Source organism: Micromonospora hortensis (genome assembly GCF_022230935.1).
Lineage (GTDB): Bacteria > Actinomycetota > Actinomycetes > Mycobacteriales > Micromonosporaceae > Micromonospora > Micromonospora hortensis.
Window position 1 is genome coordinate 45523 of record NZ_JAKKFE010000027.1, and the last position, 19684, is coordinate 65206.

Here is a 19684-nt window from a genome sequence, read left to right on the forward strand (position 1 = left end):
CGCCGCCCCCGACGCTGGCGGTCAGCCGCTGCGTCGCCGCAGGGTGGCCGCCGCGAGCACCAGCGCCAGCACGACCGCGCCGAACACCACAGCGACGTCGCGCCACATCCGGCCGGTCGGCTCGGCGTGGGCGCCGACCTCCTGCAACGCCTCGATGGCGTACGACAGGGGGAAGGCGTCACTGAGCGCCTGGAGCCAGCCGGCCATCTGGTCGCGGGCCACGAACAGCCCGCAGAGCAGCAGTTGGGGGACCACCACGACTGGCAGGAACTGTACTGCCTGGAACTCGGTGCGCGCGAAGGCGCTGCACAGCAGCCCGAGGGCGACGCCGAGCACGGCGTCGAGCACGGCGATCCCGAGCACCAGCCCGATGCTGCCGGCGGTCTCCAGATCGAAGATCCAGTACGCCACCGCGGCGGCGACGGCTGCCTGCACGGCGGCGGCCAGCCCGAACGCGATGCCGTACCCGAAGAGCAGATCGAGCTTGCCCAGCGGGGTGGTGAGCAGCCGCTCCAGCGTGCCCGAGGTGCGTTCCCGCAGCATGGCGATGCTGGTCACCAGAAACATGATCACGAAGGGGAAGATGCCGAGCATCACCAGCGCGATCCGGTCGAAGGTGGTCGGCTGGCCGGGCGGTGTCGGTTGGTCGGCGTACATGAAGTAGACAAGGGTGAGCAGGACGGCCGGCACCACCACGAGCAGCGCGATGGTCCGCCGGTCGTGCCGGAGCTGACGCAGGATGCGCCCGGTGGTGGCGGCGAGAATTCGCGCGTTCATGCTGTCTCCCGTGCGGCTGTCACGTCGGTGCTGGTGGAGGCGGCCTCGCCGGCCCGGATGAGCCGCAGGAACGCCTCGTCGAGGTCGTCCACTCCGGCGGCGGCGCGGATCGCGGCCGGGCTGTCGTCGGCGATCAACCGCCCCTGGCGGATCAGCAGCAGTTGGTCGCAGCGCGCCGCCTCGTCCATGACGTGGCTGGACACCAGCAGGGTGGTGCCGGCGGCGGCCATCGCGTGGAACCGGGCCCACAGGTCGGCCCGCAGCACCGGGTCCTGGCCGACTGTCGGCTCGTCGAGGATGACCAGCTCAGGCTCCCCGACCAGGGCACATGCCAGCGAGGCTCGGCTGCGTTGACCGCCGGAGAGGGTGCCGACCAGTTGACCGGCGGCCTCGGCCAGCCCGACGTCGCTGATCGCCCGGTCGGCCTCGGCGCGCCCACGCCCGTAGAGGGCCGCGAAGTAGCGGGCGTTTTCCCGGACGGTCAGGTCGGCGTAGACGCTCGGCGCCTGGGTCAGGTAACCCACCCGGTGCCGCAGCGCGGGAGTGCCCGCCGGTTGGCCGAGCACGGTGACCGTTCCGCCGCTGACGACCTGCACCCCGACCACCGCGCGCATGAACGTGGTCTTGCCGCTGCCACTGGGGCCGAGCAGCCCGGTGACCGCACCGCGCGGAACCCGGCAGCTGATGCCGTCCAGCACCCGCCGCCCACCCCGGTCCACGACCAGGTCTCGGACGGCTATCGCATCGTCCATCACACACCTCCACCTAAACTCATCACCTGTTGAACTCAACGCTAGATGAAATACCGCGTCGGGCGCAACGCCCGCACCGATGTCAGGCTGGCCCGCCGTGGCGCGGAGCGCGAGAACGGGCAGTAGGCTCCGGACCGGACACGAAGTCCGCCAACGGGCATTGCGCGCCGATCGGACGTACGGCACGATGGCGCGGTGGGTCACGCTCCGTTACCGGATAGCGGTTTTCTTGAGGATTGGGCCGCGCGGTTGCGGCAGGCCGCCGAGCGGCCGGTCGTCGGCATCCTGTTGCGCGGCAGCCACGCCCGCCGTGCCGCCACCGCGCACAGCGACGTGGACCTCGACGTGTTGGTCGGCGGCGCCCCGTACGCGGCCCGCCGGGCCTACCTCGACGAGTCCGCAGGCCAGGTCACTCACGTCTCGGTGGCCGCCCGGGACATCCGGTCCTGGGTGGACCGCTTGGGCGAACCGGCCGACTGGGCGTTCGGGCTGCCGGTCACCGCGCCGGCGCGGCTGCTCTGGGCCGACCCGCACTGGCGGCCCCGGATCGACCTGCCGGTGCTCTGCCAGCCCGCCGAGCCACCCCGGCTGGAAGAGATGATCGCCACGCTGGGTAAGGCCGCCGCCGCCCGCGCGGCCAGCGACCGCCTCGGGGTCCGGCTCGCCGTCGCCGACCTGGCGCGGCTGTGCCCCTCGGTACTGCGCCCGGCCAACCCTTCCGTGCGGGTCCACTCCCGCCGGGCGGCCTTCGCGGCGGCCCTGGAACTGCCTGTGGCTCCACCCGGCTACCGGACGGACATGCTGCTCTGCCTCGGGCTGCGCCCGGGCGCCACCGGGCAGCTCTGGGCCGCCGCCGTACGGCTGGTCGCCGGCACGCTGCCGTTGATCCGGCCGTACGCCGAGGAGATCGCCGACACGGCCGGCGCGGACCTGGCCGCCGCCCTCGTCGACGGCCGGCTGGACCGCTACGTCGCCCAGCTGGCCCGGCCGGCCGGGCTCCCGTCGCAGCCTCGGCCCTTGTCACAGCCCTGGCTCGCGGAGCCTTCGCCGCAGCCCTGGCGGGAGCGGTCGGCGGTGCCCGTGCCGCGTGCGGGAGAATTGGTGACTGTGCCCGTACCTGACTCGCCGGTGACCGGCGTCCCCAGCGATCCGAACGAGCTGGCCGCGCCCGCGCCGGCACGCCCGTCCCGGCTCGACCCGGCCATCGCGGCCCAGCTGCGCCGCACCGCCGACGGTCTGGTCGCCGCGGTGGTGCGCGCGCACGACTCCGGTGAGGTGCTGATGGTCGCCTGGATGGACGACGAGGCATTGCACCGCACCCTCACCACCGGCCGGGCCACCTACTGGTCGCGTAGCCGCCGCGAATACTGGGTCAAAGGCGCCACCTCCGGGCACCACCAGTACGTGCGGTCGGTCGCCCTGGACTGCGACGGGGACGCGCTGCTGGTGACCGTGGAGCAGGTCGGCGCGGCCTGCCACACCGGGCACCGGACCTGCTTCTTCACCGAGCTGCCCGTGACCGGGACGGAGGCGCCGTGAGCACGCGGAGCGCAACCCGGCGAAGCACCGCAGTCACTACCGAAAGGCGGGTCGGCTGATGACCGACGGCACCCTCAGCCCCGACCTGGCCACCTTCACCGCGCTGGCCGCCGACTGGCGGGTGGTGCCGGTCACCCGGCGGCTGCTGGCCGACGCGGAGACCCCGGTCGGGGTCTACCGGAAGCTGGCCGGTGGGCCGGGCACGTTCCTGCTGGAATCGGCCGAGCAGGGCGTCGGCTCGGCCGGCATGGCCTGGTCGCGCTACTCGTTCATCGGCGTGCGCAGCAGCGCGACCCTGATCGAGCGCGACGGTGTGGCGACCTGGCTCGGCCAGCCGCCGGCCGGGCTGAGCACCGAGGGTGACCCGGTGCGGATGCTGCGGGAGACGGTGGCGGCGCTGGCCGGCCCGGTAGGGGACCCGTCCGACGGTCTGCCGCCGCTGACCGGGGGCATGGTCGGCTACCTCGGCTACGACCTGATCCGGCGCTTCGAGCGGTTGCCCGAGTTGACCGAGGACGACCTGGGCGTCCCGGAGCTGGGCATGATGCTCGCCACCGACCTGGTGGTGCTCGACCACTACGACGGCTCGGCGATCCTGGTCGCCAACGCGGTGCTGCCGCCGTTGGACGCCCCGGACCGCGCCCCGCAGGTCGCCGCCGCCTACCACCACGCGGTGGGCCGGTTGGACGCGATGACCACAGCGCTGTCCCGGCCCATCCCGCCGATGATCTCCACGGTCGAGCGCCCAGCGGCCGGCGAGGTGCAATGCCGTACGCCCGACGGTGGTTACCCGAAGGCGGTGGAGGCGGCCAAGGAGGCGATCAGGGCCGGTGAGTGCTTCCAGATCGTGCTCTCCCAGCGGTTCGAGCGGACGACCCACGCCGACCCGCTGGACGTCTACCGGGTGCTGCGCACCAGCAACCCGAGCCCGTACATGTACCTGCTGCGCTTCGACGGGTTCGACATCGTCGGCTCGTCCCCGGAGGCGCACCTGAAGGTCACCGGGGCCGCGGACGGGCGGCGCCGGGCGTTGCTGCACCCGATCGCCGGCACCCGGCCGCGGGGTGGCACCCCCGCCGCCGACGCCGCGCTCGCCGCCGAGCTGCTCGCCGACCCGAAGGAACGAGCCGAGCACGTGATGCTGGTCGACCTCGGCCGCAACGACCTGGGACGGGTCTGTCAGCCCGGCAGCGTGGAGGTGCCCGAGTTCGCCACGATCGAGCGGTACAGCCACGTCATGCACATCGTCTCCACAGTCACCGGCACGCTGCGTGACGACCAGAGCGCCTTCGACGCGCTGGCCGCGACCTTCCCGGCCGGCACGCTCTCCGGGGCGCCCAAGGTGCGCGCCATGGAGATCATCGAGGAGTTGGAGCCGGTCCGTCGTGGCCTCTACGGCGGCACCGTCGGCTACTTCGGCTTCGGCGGCGACCTGGACATGGCGATCGCCATCCGGACCGCGCTCATCCGCGACGGCCGCGCCTACGTCCAGGCCGGGGCGGGGGTGGTCGCCGACTCGGACCCGGCCGCCGAGGACCAGGAGACGCGGAACAAGGCCGCGGCAGTGCTGGCCGCGATCGCGGCCGCCGAAACCCTCCGGCCGGCACGGTGAGCGTGAGGAGTGCGGCGAGGCGGAACCCCGCAGTCGCGAACGAAGGGCCAGTCCGGTGAGCGCGAGGAGTGCAGCGAAGCGGAGCCCCGCAGTCGCGAACGAAGGGCCAGTCCGGTGAGCGTGAGGAGTGCGGCGAGGCGGAACCCCGCAGTCGCGAACGAAGGGATGAGCTCGTGAGCGGCGGGGAGCGGTCCGTCGTCGGCCGGCGCGCGCTGACGTACGCCGTGCTGCTCTGCCTGGCCGGCGCGGGCCTGGCGCTGTGGGCCGCGACGCGCAGTTGGTCGGTCGAGCTGACGGTACGTCCGGCGCCGCTGCCGCCGGTGCGTGACACCCGCAGCGGTGCGAGCCTGCTGCCCTGGCTGCCGGCGTTGGCCCTGGTGACCTTGGCCGGGGGCGGCGCGGTGCTGGCCACCCGGGGCCGCCTGCGTCGGGTGCTCGGGGCGCTACTCGGCGTACTCGGTCTGGCCGTGGCGGCCGGCGGCGGGTATGGGCTGGTAGCCGACGTGGGCGGCGACGCGAGCCGGCAGTGGCCGGCGCTCTGCCTGCTCGGCGGCCTGCTGGCCGCCGGGGGAGGCTGGTGGACGGCGGTGCGTGGCGGTGACTGGCCGGCGATGGGCGCCCGGTACGAACGTCCGGCGCGGACCGCGCCGCAGGCCGCGCCGCCGCAGAGCGACCCGGCCGTGCCGCCGACGCCGTTGGCGGGGCGGCGGACCACCGAGGCGTGGGACGCGCTGGACCGGGGCGAGGACCCGACGGACGACTGACCCGACGGACGAGCTGATCCGACGGCCGCGAGGGCCGGCTGACGCGACGGCCGGCGGGCGGGCGGTCAGCCGACCGGCTGGCGCTCCCACTCGGCGCGGCTACTTGCGGCGCGGGCGGCGGTCAGCTCGGCGACCAGGCGGTTCAGCTCGGCGCGTTGGTCGGCGCGAGCCCGATCGGCGCAGACCGCCTCCCAGGCGTTGCCCCGTGCCGTCCGCATCCGCCCCTCGCCCACCACGGCCCGTTCCACGGTGTGCACCACTCCGACGGCGAGCGATGCCACAGTCCGCGAGATGGTGGTCAGTCCGATGCTCGGGTTCGACTCGGAAATGCTCATGGTCACCTCGCACGAGGAGTTGCTGCGGTCGGGGCAGGCGCGCCATCGAGTCTGCCCGAGGACGATGCTCGCCCGTCGACGTTTCGCCACGGTGACCGCCCGGTCAACTGTCTCGCCTCGGCCGTGACCAGGCACCGTCCGTTCGGCCTTGAGCTTGCTCACAGCATCGATCGACATCGCTGCGGTCGGGCGGCGAGCGGAAACTGGTGGCATGATCGATGGACCGGCCCGGTCTGACCGCGGCCGCCAGGCTCCATACCGCGTGACGGTGGTCGATACCGGAGGTGGCGCTGCGTGACAACCCCTTCACGGCAAGTCGGCCATTATGCCGCAGCCCTTTTCGTGAGCAGCGCCATACCCCCGGCATTCGGCGTCGGTCGGCTGCCCCTAGCATCGGCCCATGACGCCCGGAGAGGGGAGTCCGTTCGTGACTGCTGAGCATGCGCACGCGGAGGGGGACGAGGCCGGCCAGGCAGCGTCCGTAAGCGTGCTCGACGAGATTCTGGCCGGCGTGCGTGAAGACGTCGCCCGACGCCAGGAGCAGGTTCCGCTGGAGCGGATCCGTGAACTGGCAGCGGCGGCGCCGCCGCCCATGGACGCGTACGCGGCGCTGCGCAAGCCCGGCGTGGCCGTGATCGCCGAGGTGAAGCGTTCGTCGCCGTCCAAGGGCCGGCTGGCCGAGATCGCCGATCCGGCCGACCTCGCTGTCGACTACGCGGCCGGTGGGGCGCGGGCGATCAGCGTGCTGACCGAGGGCCGCTGGTTCGGCGGTTCGCTGGACGACCTGGCGGCCGTCCGTGCCGCGGTCACCGTGCCGGTCCTGCGTAAGGACTTCGTGGTCTCCAGCTATCAGATCCACGAGGCCCGCGCGCACGGCGCCGACCTGGTGCTGCTGATCGTCGCCGCCCTCGAGCAGAACGTCCTGATGGGCCTGCTGGAGCGGATCGAGTCGCTGGGCATGACCGCCCTGGTCGAGGTGCACGACGAGGAAGAGGCCGACCGCGCGCTGGAGGCCGGCGCGCAGGTGATCGGGGTCAACGCCCGTGACCTGCGTACCCTGGAGGTCGACCGGTCGGTGTTCGAGCGGATCGCGCCCGGCCTGCCCAGCAGCGTCGTCAAGATCGCCGAATCCGGCGTTCGCGGCCCGCACGACCTGATCCGGTACGCCTCCGCGGGCGCCGACGCGGTCCTCGTGGGCGAGGGCCTGGTCACCCAGAAGAGCCCCCGCGAGGCGGTCGCCGAGTTGGTCAACGCGGGCAACCATCCGGCAACGCCCCGGCCGGTGCGCTGACCCGCGCCGGTCTGACGTCCCAGCGAGAGGATTCCCGATGAGCGCCGACGCGCTGGCCCCGGTGGCCGGCCCGCAGCCCGACTCCGCCGGCCACTTCGGCCGCTTCGGCGGTCGGTTCGTTCCCGAGGCCCTGGTGGCCGCGCTGGACGAGCTCGACGGGGCGTGGCGTACGGCGATGGAGGACGAGTCCTTCCGGGCGGAGTTCGGCGCGTTGTTGCGCGACTACGCCGGCACGCCTTCGCTGCTGTACGAGGCCCGACGGTTCTCCGCGAAGGTCGGCGCGCGGGTGCTGCTCAAGCGCGAGGACCTCAACCACACGGGTGCGCACAAGGTGCGCAACGTGCTCGGCCAGGCGCTGCTCACCAAGCGGATGGGCAAGACCCGGGTGATCGCGGAGACCGGCGCCGGCCAGCACGGTGTCGCCACCGCGACCGCCGCCGCCCTGTTCGACCTGGAGTGCGTGGTCTACATGGGCCAGGTCGACACCGAGCGGCAGGCGCTCAACGTGGCCCGGATGCGGATGCTCGGCGCGACGGTCATCCCGGTCACCAACGGCTCGCGCACCCTCAAGGACGCGATGAACGAGGCGATGCGCGACTGGGTGGCCAACGTCGACGAGACGCACTACCTGATCGGCACCGCAGCGGGCCCGCACCCGTTCCCGGCGATGGTGCGCGACTTCGTCAGGGGCATCGGTGACGAGGCCCGTCAGCAGTGCCTGGACCTCACCGGCGGGCTGCCGGACGCCGTCACCGCCTGCGTCGGCGGCGGCTCCAACGCGCTGGGCATCTTCCACGCGTTCGTTGGTGACGAGGCCGTGCGGCTGTACGGCTTCGAAGCCGGTGGCGACGGGGTGGCCACCGGCCGGCACGCGGCGAGCATCACCGGCGGGTCCGCCGGGGTCCTGCACGGCACCCGCACCTTCGTGCTCCAGGACGCCGACGGGCAGACCCTGGAGTCGCACTCGATCTCCGCCGGCCTGGACTACCCGGGCGTCGGGCCCGAGCACGCGTGGCTGCACGACACCGGCCGGGCGAACTACCTGCCGGTCACCGACGACGAGGCGATGGCCGCGTTCGAGCTGCTCTGCCGTACCGAGGGCATCATCCCGGCGATCGAGAGCGCACACGCGCTCGCCGGCACCGTCGCGCTGGCCCCGAAGCTCGCCGCGGAGCTGGGCCGGGAGCCCACCATCGTGGTCAACCTCTCCGGGCGGGGCGACAAGGACGTGCACACCGCCGGCGACTACTTCGGCATCCTCGACAAGGAGCGGTGAGATGAGCCGGATCGGGGTGGCCTTCGACAAGGCCCGCGCCGACGGACGGGCACTGCTGGTCGGTTGCATGCCGGCCGGTTTCCCCACCGTCGAGGGCAGCATCGCCGCGATGACCGCCATGGTCGAGGCCGGCGTCGACGTGATCGAGGTGGAGATCCCCTACTCCGACCCGGTGATGGACGGGCCGGTGATCCAGCGGGCCAGTGACATCGCGCTGGCCGGGGGCGTACGCACAGCGGACACGATGCGCATCATCGAGGCGGTGGCGGCCACCGGCGCTCCGGTGGTCACCATGACCTACTGGAACCCGGTCGAGCGGTACGGCGTGGACGTCTTCGCCCGTGACCTCGCCTCGGCCGGCGGCACCGGTCTGATCACCCCGGACCTCATCCCTGACGAGGCCGACGAGTGGCTGGCCGCCTCGGACGCGCATGGGCTGGACCGCACGTTCCTGGTTTCGCCGTCGTCCACCGACGCTCGGCTGGCCATGACGGTGCAGCACTGCCGAGGCTTCGTCTACGCGACAGCCGTGATGGGGGTGACCGGCGCTCGGGCGCGTACCTCCGACGCCGCCCCGACGCTGGTCTCCCGGGCCCGCGCGGTCACCGACCTGCCGATCGGTGTCGGCCTGGGTGTGGGTACCGGCGCGCAGGCCGGCACCGTCGCCGGTTACGCCGACGGGGTGATCGTGGGCAGCGCGCTGGTCCGGTGTGTGCTCGACGCGCCCACCGAGGCCGACGGGCTGGCCGCCCTGCGCACGCTCAGCGCCGAACTCGCCGAGGGCGTCCGTAACCCCACCCGTTGAGCCCGGCCCGCCTGATCGGGTGTGGCCGGCAGGTGGGGCTGTCCGTGACCACGCGGCGGACCTCGGGACGGGTTGCGGCCCGTCAGGGGTGCAGGGACCGTGCCGGGCGGCCGTCCTCGGCTGGACGAGCCGCCGGTAGCGGCGCGGAGGCGACCGTGCCGGGCCCGCAGGGGACGTCGCGGAGCACACCGGAGCGGCCGGCGGTCGCATCGGTGACGGCGATCCGGGTGAGCGGGGTGACCACCTCGGGCAGCGCGTCGGCAGAGTGCCAGGACAACCGGCAGCCCGGCGGTGGGTCGCTGGCGGGTCCGACCCCGGCCGTGCGGGCCCGGAACACGTGCACGAGGACGTCCGGCAGTGGCCCGGCGCGGCCGGCGGCGGCCTCTCCCGGGGGGACGCTCAGGTGGTAGATCCCGACCAGGTCGATCAGCTCGATGTCCCAGCCGGTCTCCGCGCGAATGTCCCGTAGCGCCGCCCGCACCGGGTCCTCGGCCGGGCGCAGCCGTCCGCCGGGCAACGCGTAGCGGCGGGCCCCCCGGCCCTGCTGGCAGAGCAGCACCCGACCGGCGTCGTCGGTGACGACAGCGGCGACCGCCCAGGTGAGCGCGCTCATGGACAAAGAGCCTACGGCGGCGCAAACCAGAAGTCACCGGGATGCGCCCTCCAGCGGCCCGGGGTGCCGCTGCAGGGGTGTGCAGCGGTAGCGTGTGCACCCGTGACCCTCGCCTCGCTCTCCCCCCAGGCGGCCCTGCCCAGCCCCAGCACCGCGGTCTGGCAGCTCGGGCCGGTGCCGATCCGGGCCTACGCGCTCTGCATCATCGCCGGCATCGTGCTGGCCTGCTGGGTGACGGAGCGCCGGCTGCGGCAGCGCGGCGTCGCGCCCGGCGCGGTGCTCGACATCGCCGTCTGGGCGGTGCCCGCCGGCATCATCGGCGCCCGGATCTACCACGTGGTCACCTCACCCGAGAAGTACTTCGGCGCTGGTGGGGACCCGATGAAGGCATTCGCCATCTGGGAGGGCGGTCTCGGCATCTGGGGCGCGGTCGCCGGTGGCGCGCTCGGTGCCTGGATCGCGGCCCGACAGCTCGGCATTCCGTTCGGCGTGGTGGCCGACGCGCTGGCCCCCGGGCTGCCGCTGGCCCAGGCCGTCGGCCGGATCGGCAACTGGTTCAACAACGAGCTCTTCGGTGGCCGGACGACACTGCCGTGGGGTCTGGAGATCCACCGGATGGACCCGGACAATCCTGGGCACGCGCTGCGCGACGACGCCGGGCAGCCGATCCTCGAGCCGGGTCTCTACCAGCCGACCTTCCTCTACGAGGCGCTGTGGAACCTGGGCGTCGTAGCTCTGGTGCTGATCCTCGATCGTCGGCTAAAGCTGGGCCGGGGCCGGGCGTTCGCGCTCTACGTGATGGGTTACACAGTCGGCCGGTTCTGGATCGAGCTGATGCGCACCGACGAGGCCAACCAGATCCTCGGCGTCCGGCTCAACGTCTGGACCGCCGCCCTGGTCTTCCTCGGCGCCCTGATCTACTTCGTACGGGTGCGTGGCCCTCGGGACTACCTGATCCCGCTCGGCCCGGCGACGACGACCCCGCCCCCCACGTCCGACCTGTCCCAGGTCGACCTCTCCGAGCGGGAGACCCCCGCGCGGGCCGCCGCGCCGGAGGGCTACCGGGTGGTGAGTGAGGAGCAGTACGCGGCCTGGCAGGACACCGGCGTCGTGCCGCCAGCGAACGACGACGACTCCCGGCCGGATGATGGCCAGCCGTCCGACGACACGGCAGCCGCCGACCTCACCTCCAGCGACGACGAGCCGGTTGACGATCCGTCCGCCGCTCGCACCGACCGGGCCGACGCCACGGGCGCGCGTCCCGCCGACCGGGACAGCTGAGCGGCACCGATGCGAAGCGCGGTGGTGGTCGGCGCAGGGGTCGGTGGCCTCGCGGTGGCCGGCGCGCTGGCCCGTTCCGGCTGGCAGGTCACAGTATTGGAACGCGCCGAACGGGTCCGCCCCGAGCCGACCGCAGTGGTGCTCTGGCCCAACGGCGTCCGCGCGCTCCAGGCCCTCGGCCTCGGCGCCGGCCTGGCCGCCATCGCCACCCCGTTGCGCGACGGCGGGGTCCGTCGTCCAGATGGGCACTGGCTCGTGCAGCCCCGGCCCATCCCGGCCGACCGGATGCCGGTGGTGGTGCACCGGGAGGATCTGCACGACGCGCTGATCGCCGGCCTCGGCGAGCGGGTCGAGTTGCGGACCGGGGTGACAGTGCGCCACGTTCGCGTCGAGCCGGGCGAGCGGCCGGGAGTCAGCGACGGGCGGCACACCATCGAGGCCGATCTGGTGGTGGCCGCCGACGGCACGGACAGCGGCATCCGCCGCCAACTCGCGCCCGAGTCCCGGGTGGTCAGCTCCGGGTGCGCCGCCTGGCGGGCCGTCATCCCCTGGTACCAGGCACCTCGACTGCCCGACGATCAGCCGCTGGCCGGTGAGATTCTCGGCGCGGGCTACCGGTTCGTGGCCGCGTCACTGGGCGAGCGGGGCTCCTCGGGCGGGTCCAGCCGGGGCGGCATCTACTGGGTGGCCACCGCCGCTGGCGCACCCCGCCCGGAACCACCGGAGACCCAGCTCGCCCTGCTGCGCCGCTGGTACGCGGGCTGGCCCGCGCCGGTCGGCGCGCTGCTCGACGCCACCGACCCGGCCGACCTGGTCCAACAGGAGGTTCGCGAGCTGCGCCCGCTGCCCCGGGCATACGGCTATCCGGTCGGGCCCGGTGGGGTGGTGCTGCTCGGCGACGCGGCGCACGCCATGCCGCCGCACCTCGGGCAGGGCGCCTGCCTCGCGTTCGAGGACGCCGCCACGCTCGCGTCGCTGCTGCGGGAGGCCCGGCTGCCCGACGCCGTGCAGGCGTACGACCGGGTGCGCCGCCCCCGGGCCGCGACGGTGGTCCGGCAGACCCGACGGATGTCGGCGGTGCTTCAGACCCGGGGCCGGTTGGCGCTGCGCGCCCGGGACGCCGCACTGGGCACGATCAACTCCCGACTGCTCTCCAGCGCCGCCGCCTCCGCCGCCCAGTGGCGCCCACCGACCTGACCTCGGCCGTGCGGCAGGTCAGCGGAGCGAGGCCGGCCAGGGGGAGCGAGCCAGGTCAGGGGATGAGGGCGGCGGGTTCGGCGATGCAGGCGGTGCCGATCCGGCGGAAGCCGACCCGCAGGTAGACCCGCGCGATCTCCTCGCTGCCCGCGGAGAGGAAGACCAGCTCGGTGCCGGCCGCCAGCAGTTCCCGGGCCAGGGTGGCGGTGAGCGCGGCGCCCAGCCCGCGTCGTCGGGCGGACGGCAGGGTGGCCACCCCGGCGATCTCCGCGACGTCGTCCACCCGCATCGCCATGCCGCTGGCCAGCGCGCCCTCGGTCGGCGTGCCGGCCAGTGCGGAGATCCGTCGGCCGTCGGCGATCCGGACGCGCTCCTCGTCGAGCGCGGCCAGTTCGAGTTCGGTGACGGCCGCGTCGCGTTCGGCCGGGCCGGCGTCACCGGGGGCGGTGCCGGCGGCGGCGAACGCGACCGCTGCCACCGCACGCCGTGCGGCGACGTCAGCGGCGAAGCCGGGGGAGTCGGCAGCCAGCACCCGCACCGCCGCGTCGGACAGCGTCGCCGGGTCGGGCAGCGCGCTCGGGTCGAGCACCATCAGCGGCGCCTCCAGCACGCTGAGCCCCGCCGAGCGGGCCACCGCCAGCAGTTCGGGGGCCGTCTCGTGCACCCATTCGAAGGCTTCTGGCAGGCCCAGCTTCCGCTGGCGCTCGCGGACCGAGGTCACGTCGGCCAGCGACGGCGGCTCGGTGGCGTCGATCCGGGGGCGGGCGTAGAACGGCCAGCCGGCGCCTTCGCGGACGAACAGCACCAGCCCGCCATGATCCTCCGAACCGGAGACGTCGCGGGGCACCGCGTCGTAGAAGCGTTCCAACCGGTCGAATACGTTCTTGTGTCGCGGATCCACCGCGCGAGACTACACGTCCCAGCCAGTGGACGGTGTGATCAATCTCGGGTGGCCGTGCGGCCCCGGCCCTAACGTAGACTCAATAGACCCACGGGCCGACGTCGTCCCCACCATGATCCAACCTGAGTGACGACAGGAGGCCCGGTGGCTCAGCCGTACGCGGACACAGAACAGCCGCATCCGCACAGCCCGCAGGCGTCCCCGACGCCCCACCCCCGTCCGTCCGCCCAGGGCCTCTACGACCCAGCGCAGGAGCACGACGCCTGCGGCGTGGCCTTCGTGGCGGACCTGCACGGCCGGCGTTCACACTCGGTCGTCGCCAACGGGCTCGGCGCGCTCTGTCGGCTGGACCACCGGGGCGCCCGTGGCGCGGAGCCGAACACCGGCGACGGCGCCGGCATCATGATCCAGGTGCCCGACGCGTTCCTGCGCGCGGTGGCTGACGTCGCGCTTCCCCCGGCCGGCGAGTACGCCACGGGGCTGGTCTTCCTTCCCGACGACGATGCCGCCGAGGCGCGTGCCCGCCGGGTGGTGGAGAAGTACGCGGTGGTCGAGGGCGCCGACCTGCTGGGTTGGCGGGACGTGCCGATCGACCCGAGTGACCTGGGCGAGACGGCCCTGGCGGCGATGCCCCGGGTTCGGCAGCTCTTCCTGGCCGCGCACCGCCTCACCGACACGCCCGACGGGCCGGCCGGCTCCCCGCTGCGCGGCGTCGAGCTGGACCGGGTGGCGTTCTGCCTGCGCAAGCAGGCCGAACGGGAGACCGCCGAGCGCGGCGTTCCGGCGTACTTCCCGTCGCTGTCCAGCCGCACCATGGTCTACAAGGGCATGCTCACGCCTGACCAGTTGCCGGCGTTCTACCCGGACCTGCGCGACGAGCGGGTGGACAGCGCGATCGCGCTGGTGCACTCCCGCTTCTCCACGAACACCTTCCCGTCCTGGCCGCTGGCGCACCCGTACCGGTTCATCGCCCACAACGGCGAGATCAACACGATCCGGGGCAACCGCAACTGGATGCAGGCCCGCGAGGCGCTCCTGCGCTCGCCGAACGTGCCGGGCAACATCCGGCGGGTCTTCCCGGTCTGCACCCCGGCCGCCTCCGACTCGGCGAACTTCGACGAGGTCCTGGAGTTGCTGCACCTGGCCGGGCGGAGCCTGCCGCACGCGGTGCTCATGATGATCCCCGAGGCCTGGGAGAACGACCCGGGGATGGACCCGGCCAAGCGCGCGTTCTACCGCTTCCACGCCAGCCTGATGGAGCCGTGGGACGGTCCGGCGTCGGTGGCCTTCACCGACGGCGAGATCGTCGGCGCGGTGCTGGACCGCAACGGGTTGCGCCCCGGGCGCTGGTGGCAGACCGACGACGGGCTCGTGGTGCTCGGCTCCGAGGCGGGCGTCCTCGACCTCGACCCGGCCCACGTGGTCGCCAAGGGGCGCCTCCAGCCAGGCCGGATGTTCCTGGTCGACACAGTGGCCGGGCGGATCGTGCACGACGAGGAGATCAAGTCCGAGTTGGCCGCCGCCCAGCCGTACGGCGAGTGGCTGCACGCCGGGCTGATCGAGCTGGACGACCTGCCGGCCCGCGAGCACACCGTCTATACCCACGACTCGGTACGCCGCCGGCAGCAGACCTTCGGCTACACGGTGGAAGAGCTGAAGATCCTGCTCGGGCCGATGGCCCGCACCGGCGCCGAACCGCTCGGTTCGATGGGTACGGACACCCCGATCGCGCCGCTGTCCACCCGGCCGCGGCTGCTCTACGACTACTTTCACCAGCTCTTCGCCCAGGTCACGAACCCGCCGCTGGACGCCATCCGCGAGGAGCTGGTGACCAGCCTGGCGTCGACGATCGGGCCGGAGGGCAACCTGCTCGACCCGGGCGCCGCGAGCTGCCGGCAGATCGTGCTCCCGCACCCGATCATCGACAACGACGAGCTGGCGAAGATCCTCTCCATCGACGAGGACGGCGACCTGCCCGGCTTCAAGGCGGTCCGGGTCTCCGGGCTGTACCGGATCCGGGAGGGCGCCGCCGGGATCAAGGCGCGGCTGACCGAGATCTGCCGGCACGTCTCCGAGGCGATCGAGGACGGCGTGCGCATCCTGGTGCTCTCCGACCGGGACTCCAACGCCGACCTGGCGCCGATCCCGTCGCTGCTGCTCACCGCCGCCGTGCACCAGCACCTGGTCCGCGAGCAGACCCGTACGCGGGCGGCGCTGATCGTCGAGTCCGGGGACTGCCGGGAGGTGCACCACGCGGCGGTGCTGATCGGCTACGGCGCTGCGGCGGTCAACCCGTACCTGGCGTTCGAGTCGGTCGAGGACATGATCGCCACCGGCACGCTGGCCGGGGTGGAGCCCGCCGCCGCGGTGCGCAACTACGCGAAGGCGCTCGGCAAGGGCGTCCTGAAGATCATGTCCAAGATGGGCATCTCGACGGTCTCCTCGTACTGCGGTGCGCAGGTCTTCGAGGCGGTCGGCCTGGACAGCCGGCTGGTCGAGCGCTACTTCCGGGGCACCCCCAGCCGCATCGGCGGGGTGGGTCTCGCGGGCGTGCACACCGAGGTGGCCGCGCGGCACGCGTTGGCCTGGCCGCCGGCCGGCACCGCCACCTCCGACCGGTTGGAGGTCGGTGGCGAGTACCAGTGGCGCCGCGAGGGTGAGCTGCACCTGTTCAACCCGGAGACGGTCTTCCTGCTGCAGCACGCCACTCGCAGCCGGCAGTACGACGTCTTCCGGCAGTACACCGCGAAGGTCGACGCGCTCGCCGCGCAGGCCGGCTCGCTGCGCGGGTTGTTCACACTGCGCACCGGGGTCCGTCCGGCGGTGCCGATCGAGGAGGTCGAGCCGGCCACCGAGATCGTCAAGCGGTTCGCCACCGGCGCCATGTCGTACGGGTCGATCTCGGCGGAGGCGCACGAGACGCTCGCCATCGCCATGAACCGGCTCGGCGGCAAGTCCAACACCGGCGAGGGCGGGGAGGACGTCGAGCGGCTGCACGACCCGGCCCGGCGTTCGGCGGTCAAGCAGATCGCCAGCGGCCGCTTCGGTGTGACTAGCGAATACCTGGTCAACGCCGACGACCTCCAGATCAAGATGGCCCAGGGCGCCAAGCCGGGCGAGGGCGGTCAGCTGCCCGGCAACAAGGTGTGGCCGTGGATCGCCAGGACCCGGCACGCCACCCCCGGCGTGGGTCTGATCTCGCCGCCGCCGCACCACGACATCTACTCCATCGAGGACCTCGCCCAGCTCGTGCACGACCTGAAGTGCGTCAACCCGGCGGCCCGGGTGCACGTCAAGCTGGTCAGTGAGGTCGGCGTCGGCACCGTCGCCGCCGGGGTGGCGAAGCTCAAGGCGGACGTCATCCTGATCTCCGGGCACGACGGCGGCACGGGCGCCTCTCCGATGAACTCGCTCAAGCACGCCGGCACCCCGTGGGAGCTGGGGTTGGCCGAGGCGCAGCAGACGCTGTTGCTCAACAAGCTGCGCGACCGGGTCACCGTGCAGGTCGACGGCCAGCTCAAGACCGGCCGGGACGTGCTGATCGCGGCGCTGCTCGGCGCGGAGGAGTTCGGCTTCGCGACCGCGCCGCTGATCGTCGAGGGCTGCGTGATGATGCGGGTCTGCCACCTGGATACCTGCCCGGTCGGCATCGCCACGCAGAATCCGGTGCTGCGGGAGCGCTTCACCGGCAAGCCGGAGTTCGTGGAGAACTTCTTCCTCTTCCTCGCCGAGGAGGTCCGGGGGTACCTGGCCGAGCTGGGTTTCCGGTCGATCGAGGAGGCGATCGGGCAGTCCGAGGTGCTCGACGTGGCCCCGGCGCTGACGCACTGGAAGGCGCACGGTTTGGACCTGGCGCCCGTCCTGCACCTGCCGGAGCTGCCGGCCGGCGCGGCCCGACGCGGGGTCCGCGCGCAGGATCACGGCCTGGATCAGGCGCTCGACAACGAGCTGATCGCGCTGGCCCGTCCGGCTCTGACGGACGGGGCGCCGGTGCGCGTCGAGGTGGCGGTGCGCAACGAGCACCGCAGCGTCGGCGCGATGCTCGGCGGTGAGGTGACCCGTCGCTTCGGCGGTGCCGGCCTGCCCGAGGACACCATCGAGTTCGTGCTGCACGGCACGGCTGGGCAGTCCTTCGGCGCGTTCCTGCCGCGCGGGGTGACCCTGCGCCTGCACGGCGACGCCAACGACTACGTGGGCAAGGGCCTCTCCGGGGGTCGGCTCGTCGTCCGTCCGGACGCCGCCGCGCCGTTCCTCGACCCGGACGCCGAGCCAGGGCAGCGGGCCGAGGATCAGATCATCGCCGGCAACACCATCCTGTACGGGGCCACGGCGGGCGAGGTCTTCCTGCGCGGCCGGGTGGGGGAGCGGTTCGCGGTGCGCAACTCCGGCGCTATCGCGGTGGTCGAGGGCGTCGGAGACCACGGCTGCGAGTACATGACCGGCGGCACCGTGGTGGTGCTGGGCGCGACCGGCCGGAACTTCGCGGCGGGCATGTCCGGCGGCACGGCGTTCGTGCACCACCTGGATCGGGCCCGGGTCAACGCGGAGCTGGTCGACCTGTTGCCGCTCGGCGAACAGGAGCAGTCGCTGCTGCACGAGCTGATCCAACGGCACGTGGCCGAGACCGGGTCGGCGGTCGCTGAGGAGCTGCTCAAGCGGTGGCCGGAGGCGGTGGCCGAGTTCACAGCTGTGGTGCCCCGCGACTATCGCCGGGTGCTGGAGATCATGCGGGCCGCCGAAGCAGCCGGCCGCGACGTCGACGATGCGGTCATGACAGAACTGACCGCGCCCGCTGTGCCGGCGATGCCGGTGCCGCCCGCCCCGCGGGTGGCTGCCCAGGAGGTGGCACGTGCCTGACCCGAACGGTTTCCTGCGCTACGACCGGCGGCTGCCGGCCCGCCGCCCGGTGCCGGTGCGGATCAGCGACTGGCGGGAGGTGTACCCGCCGGCCGGCGAGGAGTTGGTCCGTGAGCAGGCCACCCGATGCATGGACTGCGGCATCCCGTTCTGCCACGACGGCTGCCCGCTGGGCAACCGCATCCCGGACTGGAACGACCTGGTGCGTACCGGCAACTGGGACGCTGCCGTGGAGTCGCTGCACGCCACGAACAACTTCCCGGAGTTCACCGGCCGGCTCTGCCCGGCGCCCTGCGAGGCGGCCTGCGTGCTCGGCATCTCCGGCGGTCAACCGGTGACCATCAAGCAGGTCGAGGTGGAGATCGCCGACGCCGCCGCGGCGCGCGGGTTCACCCCCCGTCCGGTGCCGGCGCCGTCGGGCCGGTCGGTCGCCGTCGTCGGCTCCGGGCCCGCCGGCCTCGCCGCCGCCCAGCAGTTGGCCCGCGCCGGTCACGCGGTGACGGTGTACGAACGCGACGACGCGATCGGTGGCCTGCTCCGGTACGGCATTCCCGACTTCAAGTTGGAGAAGCGGCACATCGATGCGCGGCTGGCCCAGCTCACCGCCGAGGGGGTGCGCTTCCGCACCGGCGTGAACGTCGGGGTGGACGTGACCGCCGAGCAGTTGCGCGCCGAGCACGACGCGGTGCTGCTGGCCTGTGGGGCGTTGCAGGGCCGGGACACGCCGGAGACCCCGGGGCGGGCGCTTCGGGGCGTACACCAGGCGATGGCGCACCTGGTCGCGGCGAATCACGCGGTCGCCACGGCGGCCACCGACCAGGCCGGCGTGGTGGCCACCGCCGAGCGTCGGCTGGCGCGGGCGGTGCTGCCGGACGGCACCCCGATCGACGCGGCCGGCAAGCACGTGGTGATCATCGGTGGCGGTGACACGGCGGCCGACTGTCTCGGCGTCGCGCACCGCCAGGGCGCCGCGGGCGTGCACCAGCTCGACCTGTACCCGCAGCCGCCGCAGGAGCGTGACGAGGCACGGGATCCGTGGCCGACCTGGCCGTGGGTGCTGCGCAGCTACCCGGCGCACGAGGAGGGTGGCGAGCGGGTCTTCGCCGTGGCGGTGCAGGAGTTCGTGGACGACGGCACCGGCCAGGTGCGGGCGGTGCGGATCGCCGAGGTGACAGTGGAGAAGCGCGACGGCCGGCGGGTCGTCACAGTGGTGCCGGGGTCGGAGCGGGAGTTGCCTGCCGATCTGGTGCTGCTGGCGATCGGTTTCGAGGGCACGGAGCAGCAGCCGTTGTTGGCCCAGTTCGGCGTGGAGCGCAACCCTCGGGGCGCCATCGATGCCCGCGACGACTGGCAGACCGACGCCGACGGGGTGTTCGTGGCCGGTGACATGCACCGGGGCGCCTCGTTGATCGTCTGGGCTATCGCCGAGGGGCGGGCGGTCGCCGCCGCCATCCACGGCTATCTGGGCGGTGTTGGTGCGTTGCCGGCTCCGGTGGGCCCGGCAACGCAGGCTCTCGCCGCTCGCTGAGGTGCGGGCGTCCGGTCGGTGCGGTAGGTCCGCCGCCGCACCGGCCGGACATTCCCGGTGGTGAAGCCGCTCACAAATGTGGGCAAAAGGGTTTAAGTCGGCAAGACTTGCCGGCTGCCGAACCGCGCCGCGATCGGTGTGAATGATCATGCTGCC

15 protein-coding genes and 1 pseudogene are annotated in these 19684 nt (G+C 73.2%); 11 read left to right on the forward strand and 5 right to left on the reverse strand.

Annotated elements, in window-relative coordinates:
- Nucleotides 1–21 precede the first annotated feature (21 nt).
- Nucleotides 22–777 carry an ABC transporter permease gene (locus NIE111_RS21010; protein ID WP_238686021.1) on the reverse strand — a complete coding sequence of 252 codons (756 nt, stop codon included), beginning with the start codon at nt 775–777 and terminating at the stop codon, nt 22–24.
- Nucleotides 774–1529: an ABC transporter ATP-binding protein gene (locus tag NIE111_RS21015; protein WP_238686022.1), complete on the reverse strand. Its 756-nt coding sequence runs from the start codon at nt 1527–1529 to the stop codon at nt 774–776. The genes NIE111_RS21010 and NIE111_RS21015 overlap by 4 nt, the downstream gene beginning before the upstream one ends.
- Nucleotides 1530–2126: 597 nt before the next feature.
- Between NIE111_RS21015 and NIE111_RS21020 the strand changes: the two are divergent.
- The 4 genes and pseudogenes from NIE111_RS21020 to NIE111_RS21035 form a co-directional block, all read left to right on the forward strand.
- A pseudogene (locus NIE111_RS21020) lies at nt 2127–2357 on the forward strand (phosphoribosyl-AMP cyclohydrolase); the annotation flags it as partial.
- Nucleotides 2358–2636: 279 nt separating this feature from the next.
- Nucleotides 2637–3068 carry a phosphoribosyl-AMP cyclohydrolase gene (gene hisI / locus NIE111_RS21025; protein WP_238686066.1) on the forward strand — a complete coding sequence of 144 codons (432 nt, stop codon included), beginning with the start codon at nt 2637–2639 and terminating at the stop codon, nt 3066–3068.
- Between the two features lie 58 nt (nt 3069–3126).
- Nucleotides 3127–4680, forward strand: a complete 1554-nt coding sequence (locus NIE111_RS21030) for an anthranilate synthase component I (protein WP_238686023.1) — start codon at nt 3127–3129, stop codon at nt 4678–4680.
- A 173-nt stretch (nt 4681–4853) separates the two neighbouring features.
- Nucleotides 4854–5444 (forward strand): Trp biosynthesis-associated membrane protein, encoded by a 591-nt coding sequence (locus NIE111_RS21035; RefSeq protein WP_238686024.1) that lies wholly within the window; start codon nt 4854–4856, stop codon nt 5442–5444.
- Nucleotides 5445–5509: 65 nt separating this feature from the next.
- Here the strand turns inward: NIE111_RS21035 and NIE111_RS21040 are convergent, their stop codons facing one another.
- Entirely contained in the window at nt 5510–5779 is a 270-nt protein-coding gene (locus tag NIE111_RS21040; protein WP_238686025.1) for a hypothetical protein, read from the reverse strand.
- Between the two features lie 487 nt (nt 5780–6266).
- On the opposite strand from NIE111_RS21040, the gene trpC reads away from it, so the two are divergent.
- Genes trpC through trpA form a run of 3 tightly spaced genes read left to right on the forward strand, consistent with a single transcriptional unit; the run spans nt 6267 to nt 9151 of the window.
- Entirely contained in the window at nt 6267–7070 is an 804-nt protein-coding gene (trpC, locus tag NIE111_RS21045; protein WP_030334428.1) for an indole-3-glycerol phosphate synthase TrpC, read from the forward strand.
- 37 nt (nt 7071–7107) lie between these two features.
- Nucleotides 7108–8346, forward strand: a complete 1239-nt coding sequence (gene trpB / locus NIE111_RS21050) for a tryptophan synthase subunit beta (RefSeq protein ID WP_238686026.1) — start codon at nt 7108–7110, stop codon at nt 8344–8346.
- A gap of 1 nt (nt 8347) precedes the next feature.
- A complete protein-coding gene (gene trpA, locus NIE111_RS21055) occupies nt 8348–9151 on the forward strand; it encodes a tryptophan synthase subunit alpha (protein ID WP_091407799.1) in 804 nt (267 codons plus the stop codon).
- An 82-nt stretch (nt 9152–9233) separates the two neighbouring features.
- Here trpA and NIE111_RS21060 read toward each other — a convergent pair whose 3' ends face one another.
- Nucleotides 9234–9764: an NUDIX hydrolase gene (locus NIE111_RS21060; RefSeq protein ID WP_238686027.1), complete on the reverse strand. Its 531-nt coding sequence runs from the start codon at nt 9762–9764 to the stop codon at nt 9234–9236.
- Nucleotides 9765–9866: 102 nt separating this feature from the next.
- Between NIE111_RS21060 and lgt the strand changes: the two genes are divergently transcribed.
- Together lgt and NIE111_RS21070 are read left to right on the forward strand one after the other, a co-directional pair.
- A complete protein-coding gene (lgt, locus tag NIE111_RS21065; RefSeq protein WP_238686028.1) occupies nt 9867–11045 on the forward strand; it encodes a prolipoprotein diacylglyceryl transferase in 1179 nt (392 codons plus the stop codon).
- 9 nt (nt 11046–11054) lie between these two features.
- On the forward strand, nt 11055–12242 hold the full coding sequence (locus NIE111_RS21070; protein ID WP_238686029.1) for an FAD-dependent oxidoreductase: 1188 nt from the start codon (nt 11055–11057) through the stop codon (nt 12240–12242).
- Between the two features lie 55 nt (nt 12243–12297).
- Here NIE111_RS21070 and NIE111_RS21075 read toward each other — a convergent pair whose 3' ends face one another.
- On the reverse strand, nt 12298–13143 hold the full coding sequence (locus tag NIE111_RS21075; RefSeq protein ID WP_238686030.1) for a GNAT family N-acetyltransferase: 846 nt from the start codon (nt 13141–13143) through the stop codon (nt 12298–12300).
- 144 nt (nt 13144–13287) lie between these two features.
- Here NIE111_RS21075 and gltB point away from each other — a divergent pair, with 144 nt between their 5' ends.
- Nucleotides 13288–18000 (forward strand): glutamate synthase large subunit, encoded by a 4713-nt coding sequence (gene gltB / locus NIE111_RS21080; protein ID WP_238686031.1) that lies wholly within the window; start codon nt 13288–13290, stop codon nt 17998–18000.
- Nucleotides 17993–19528, forward strand: coding sequence for a glutamate synthase subunit beta (locus NIE111_RS21085; RefSeq protein WP_238686032.1), 1536 nt, complete (start codon nt 17993–17995; stop codon nt 19526–19528). The genes gltB and NIE111_RS21085 overlap by 8 nt, the downstream gene beginning before the upstream one ends.
- Nucleotides 19529–19684: the final 156 nt, after the last annotated feature.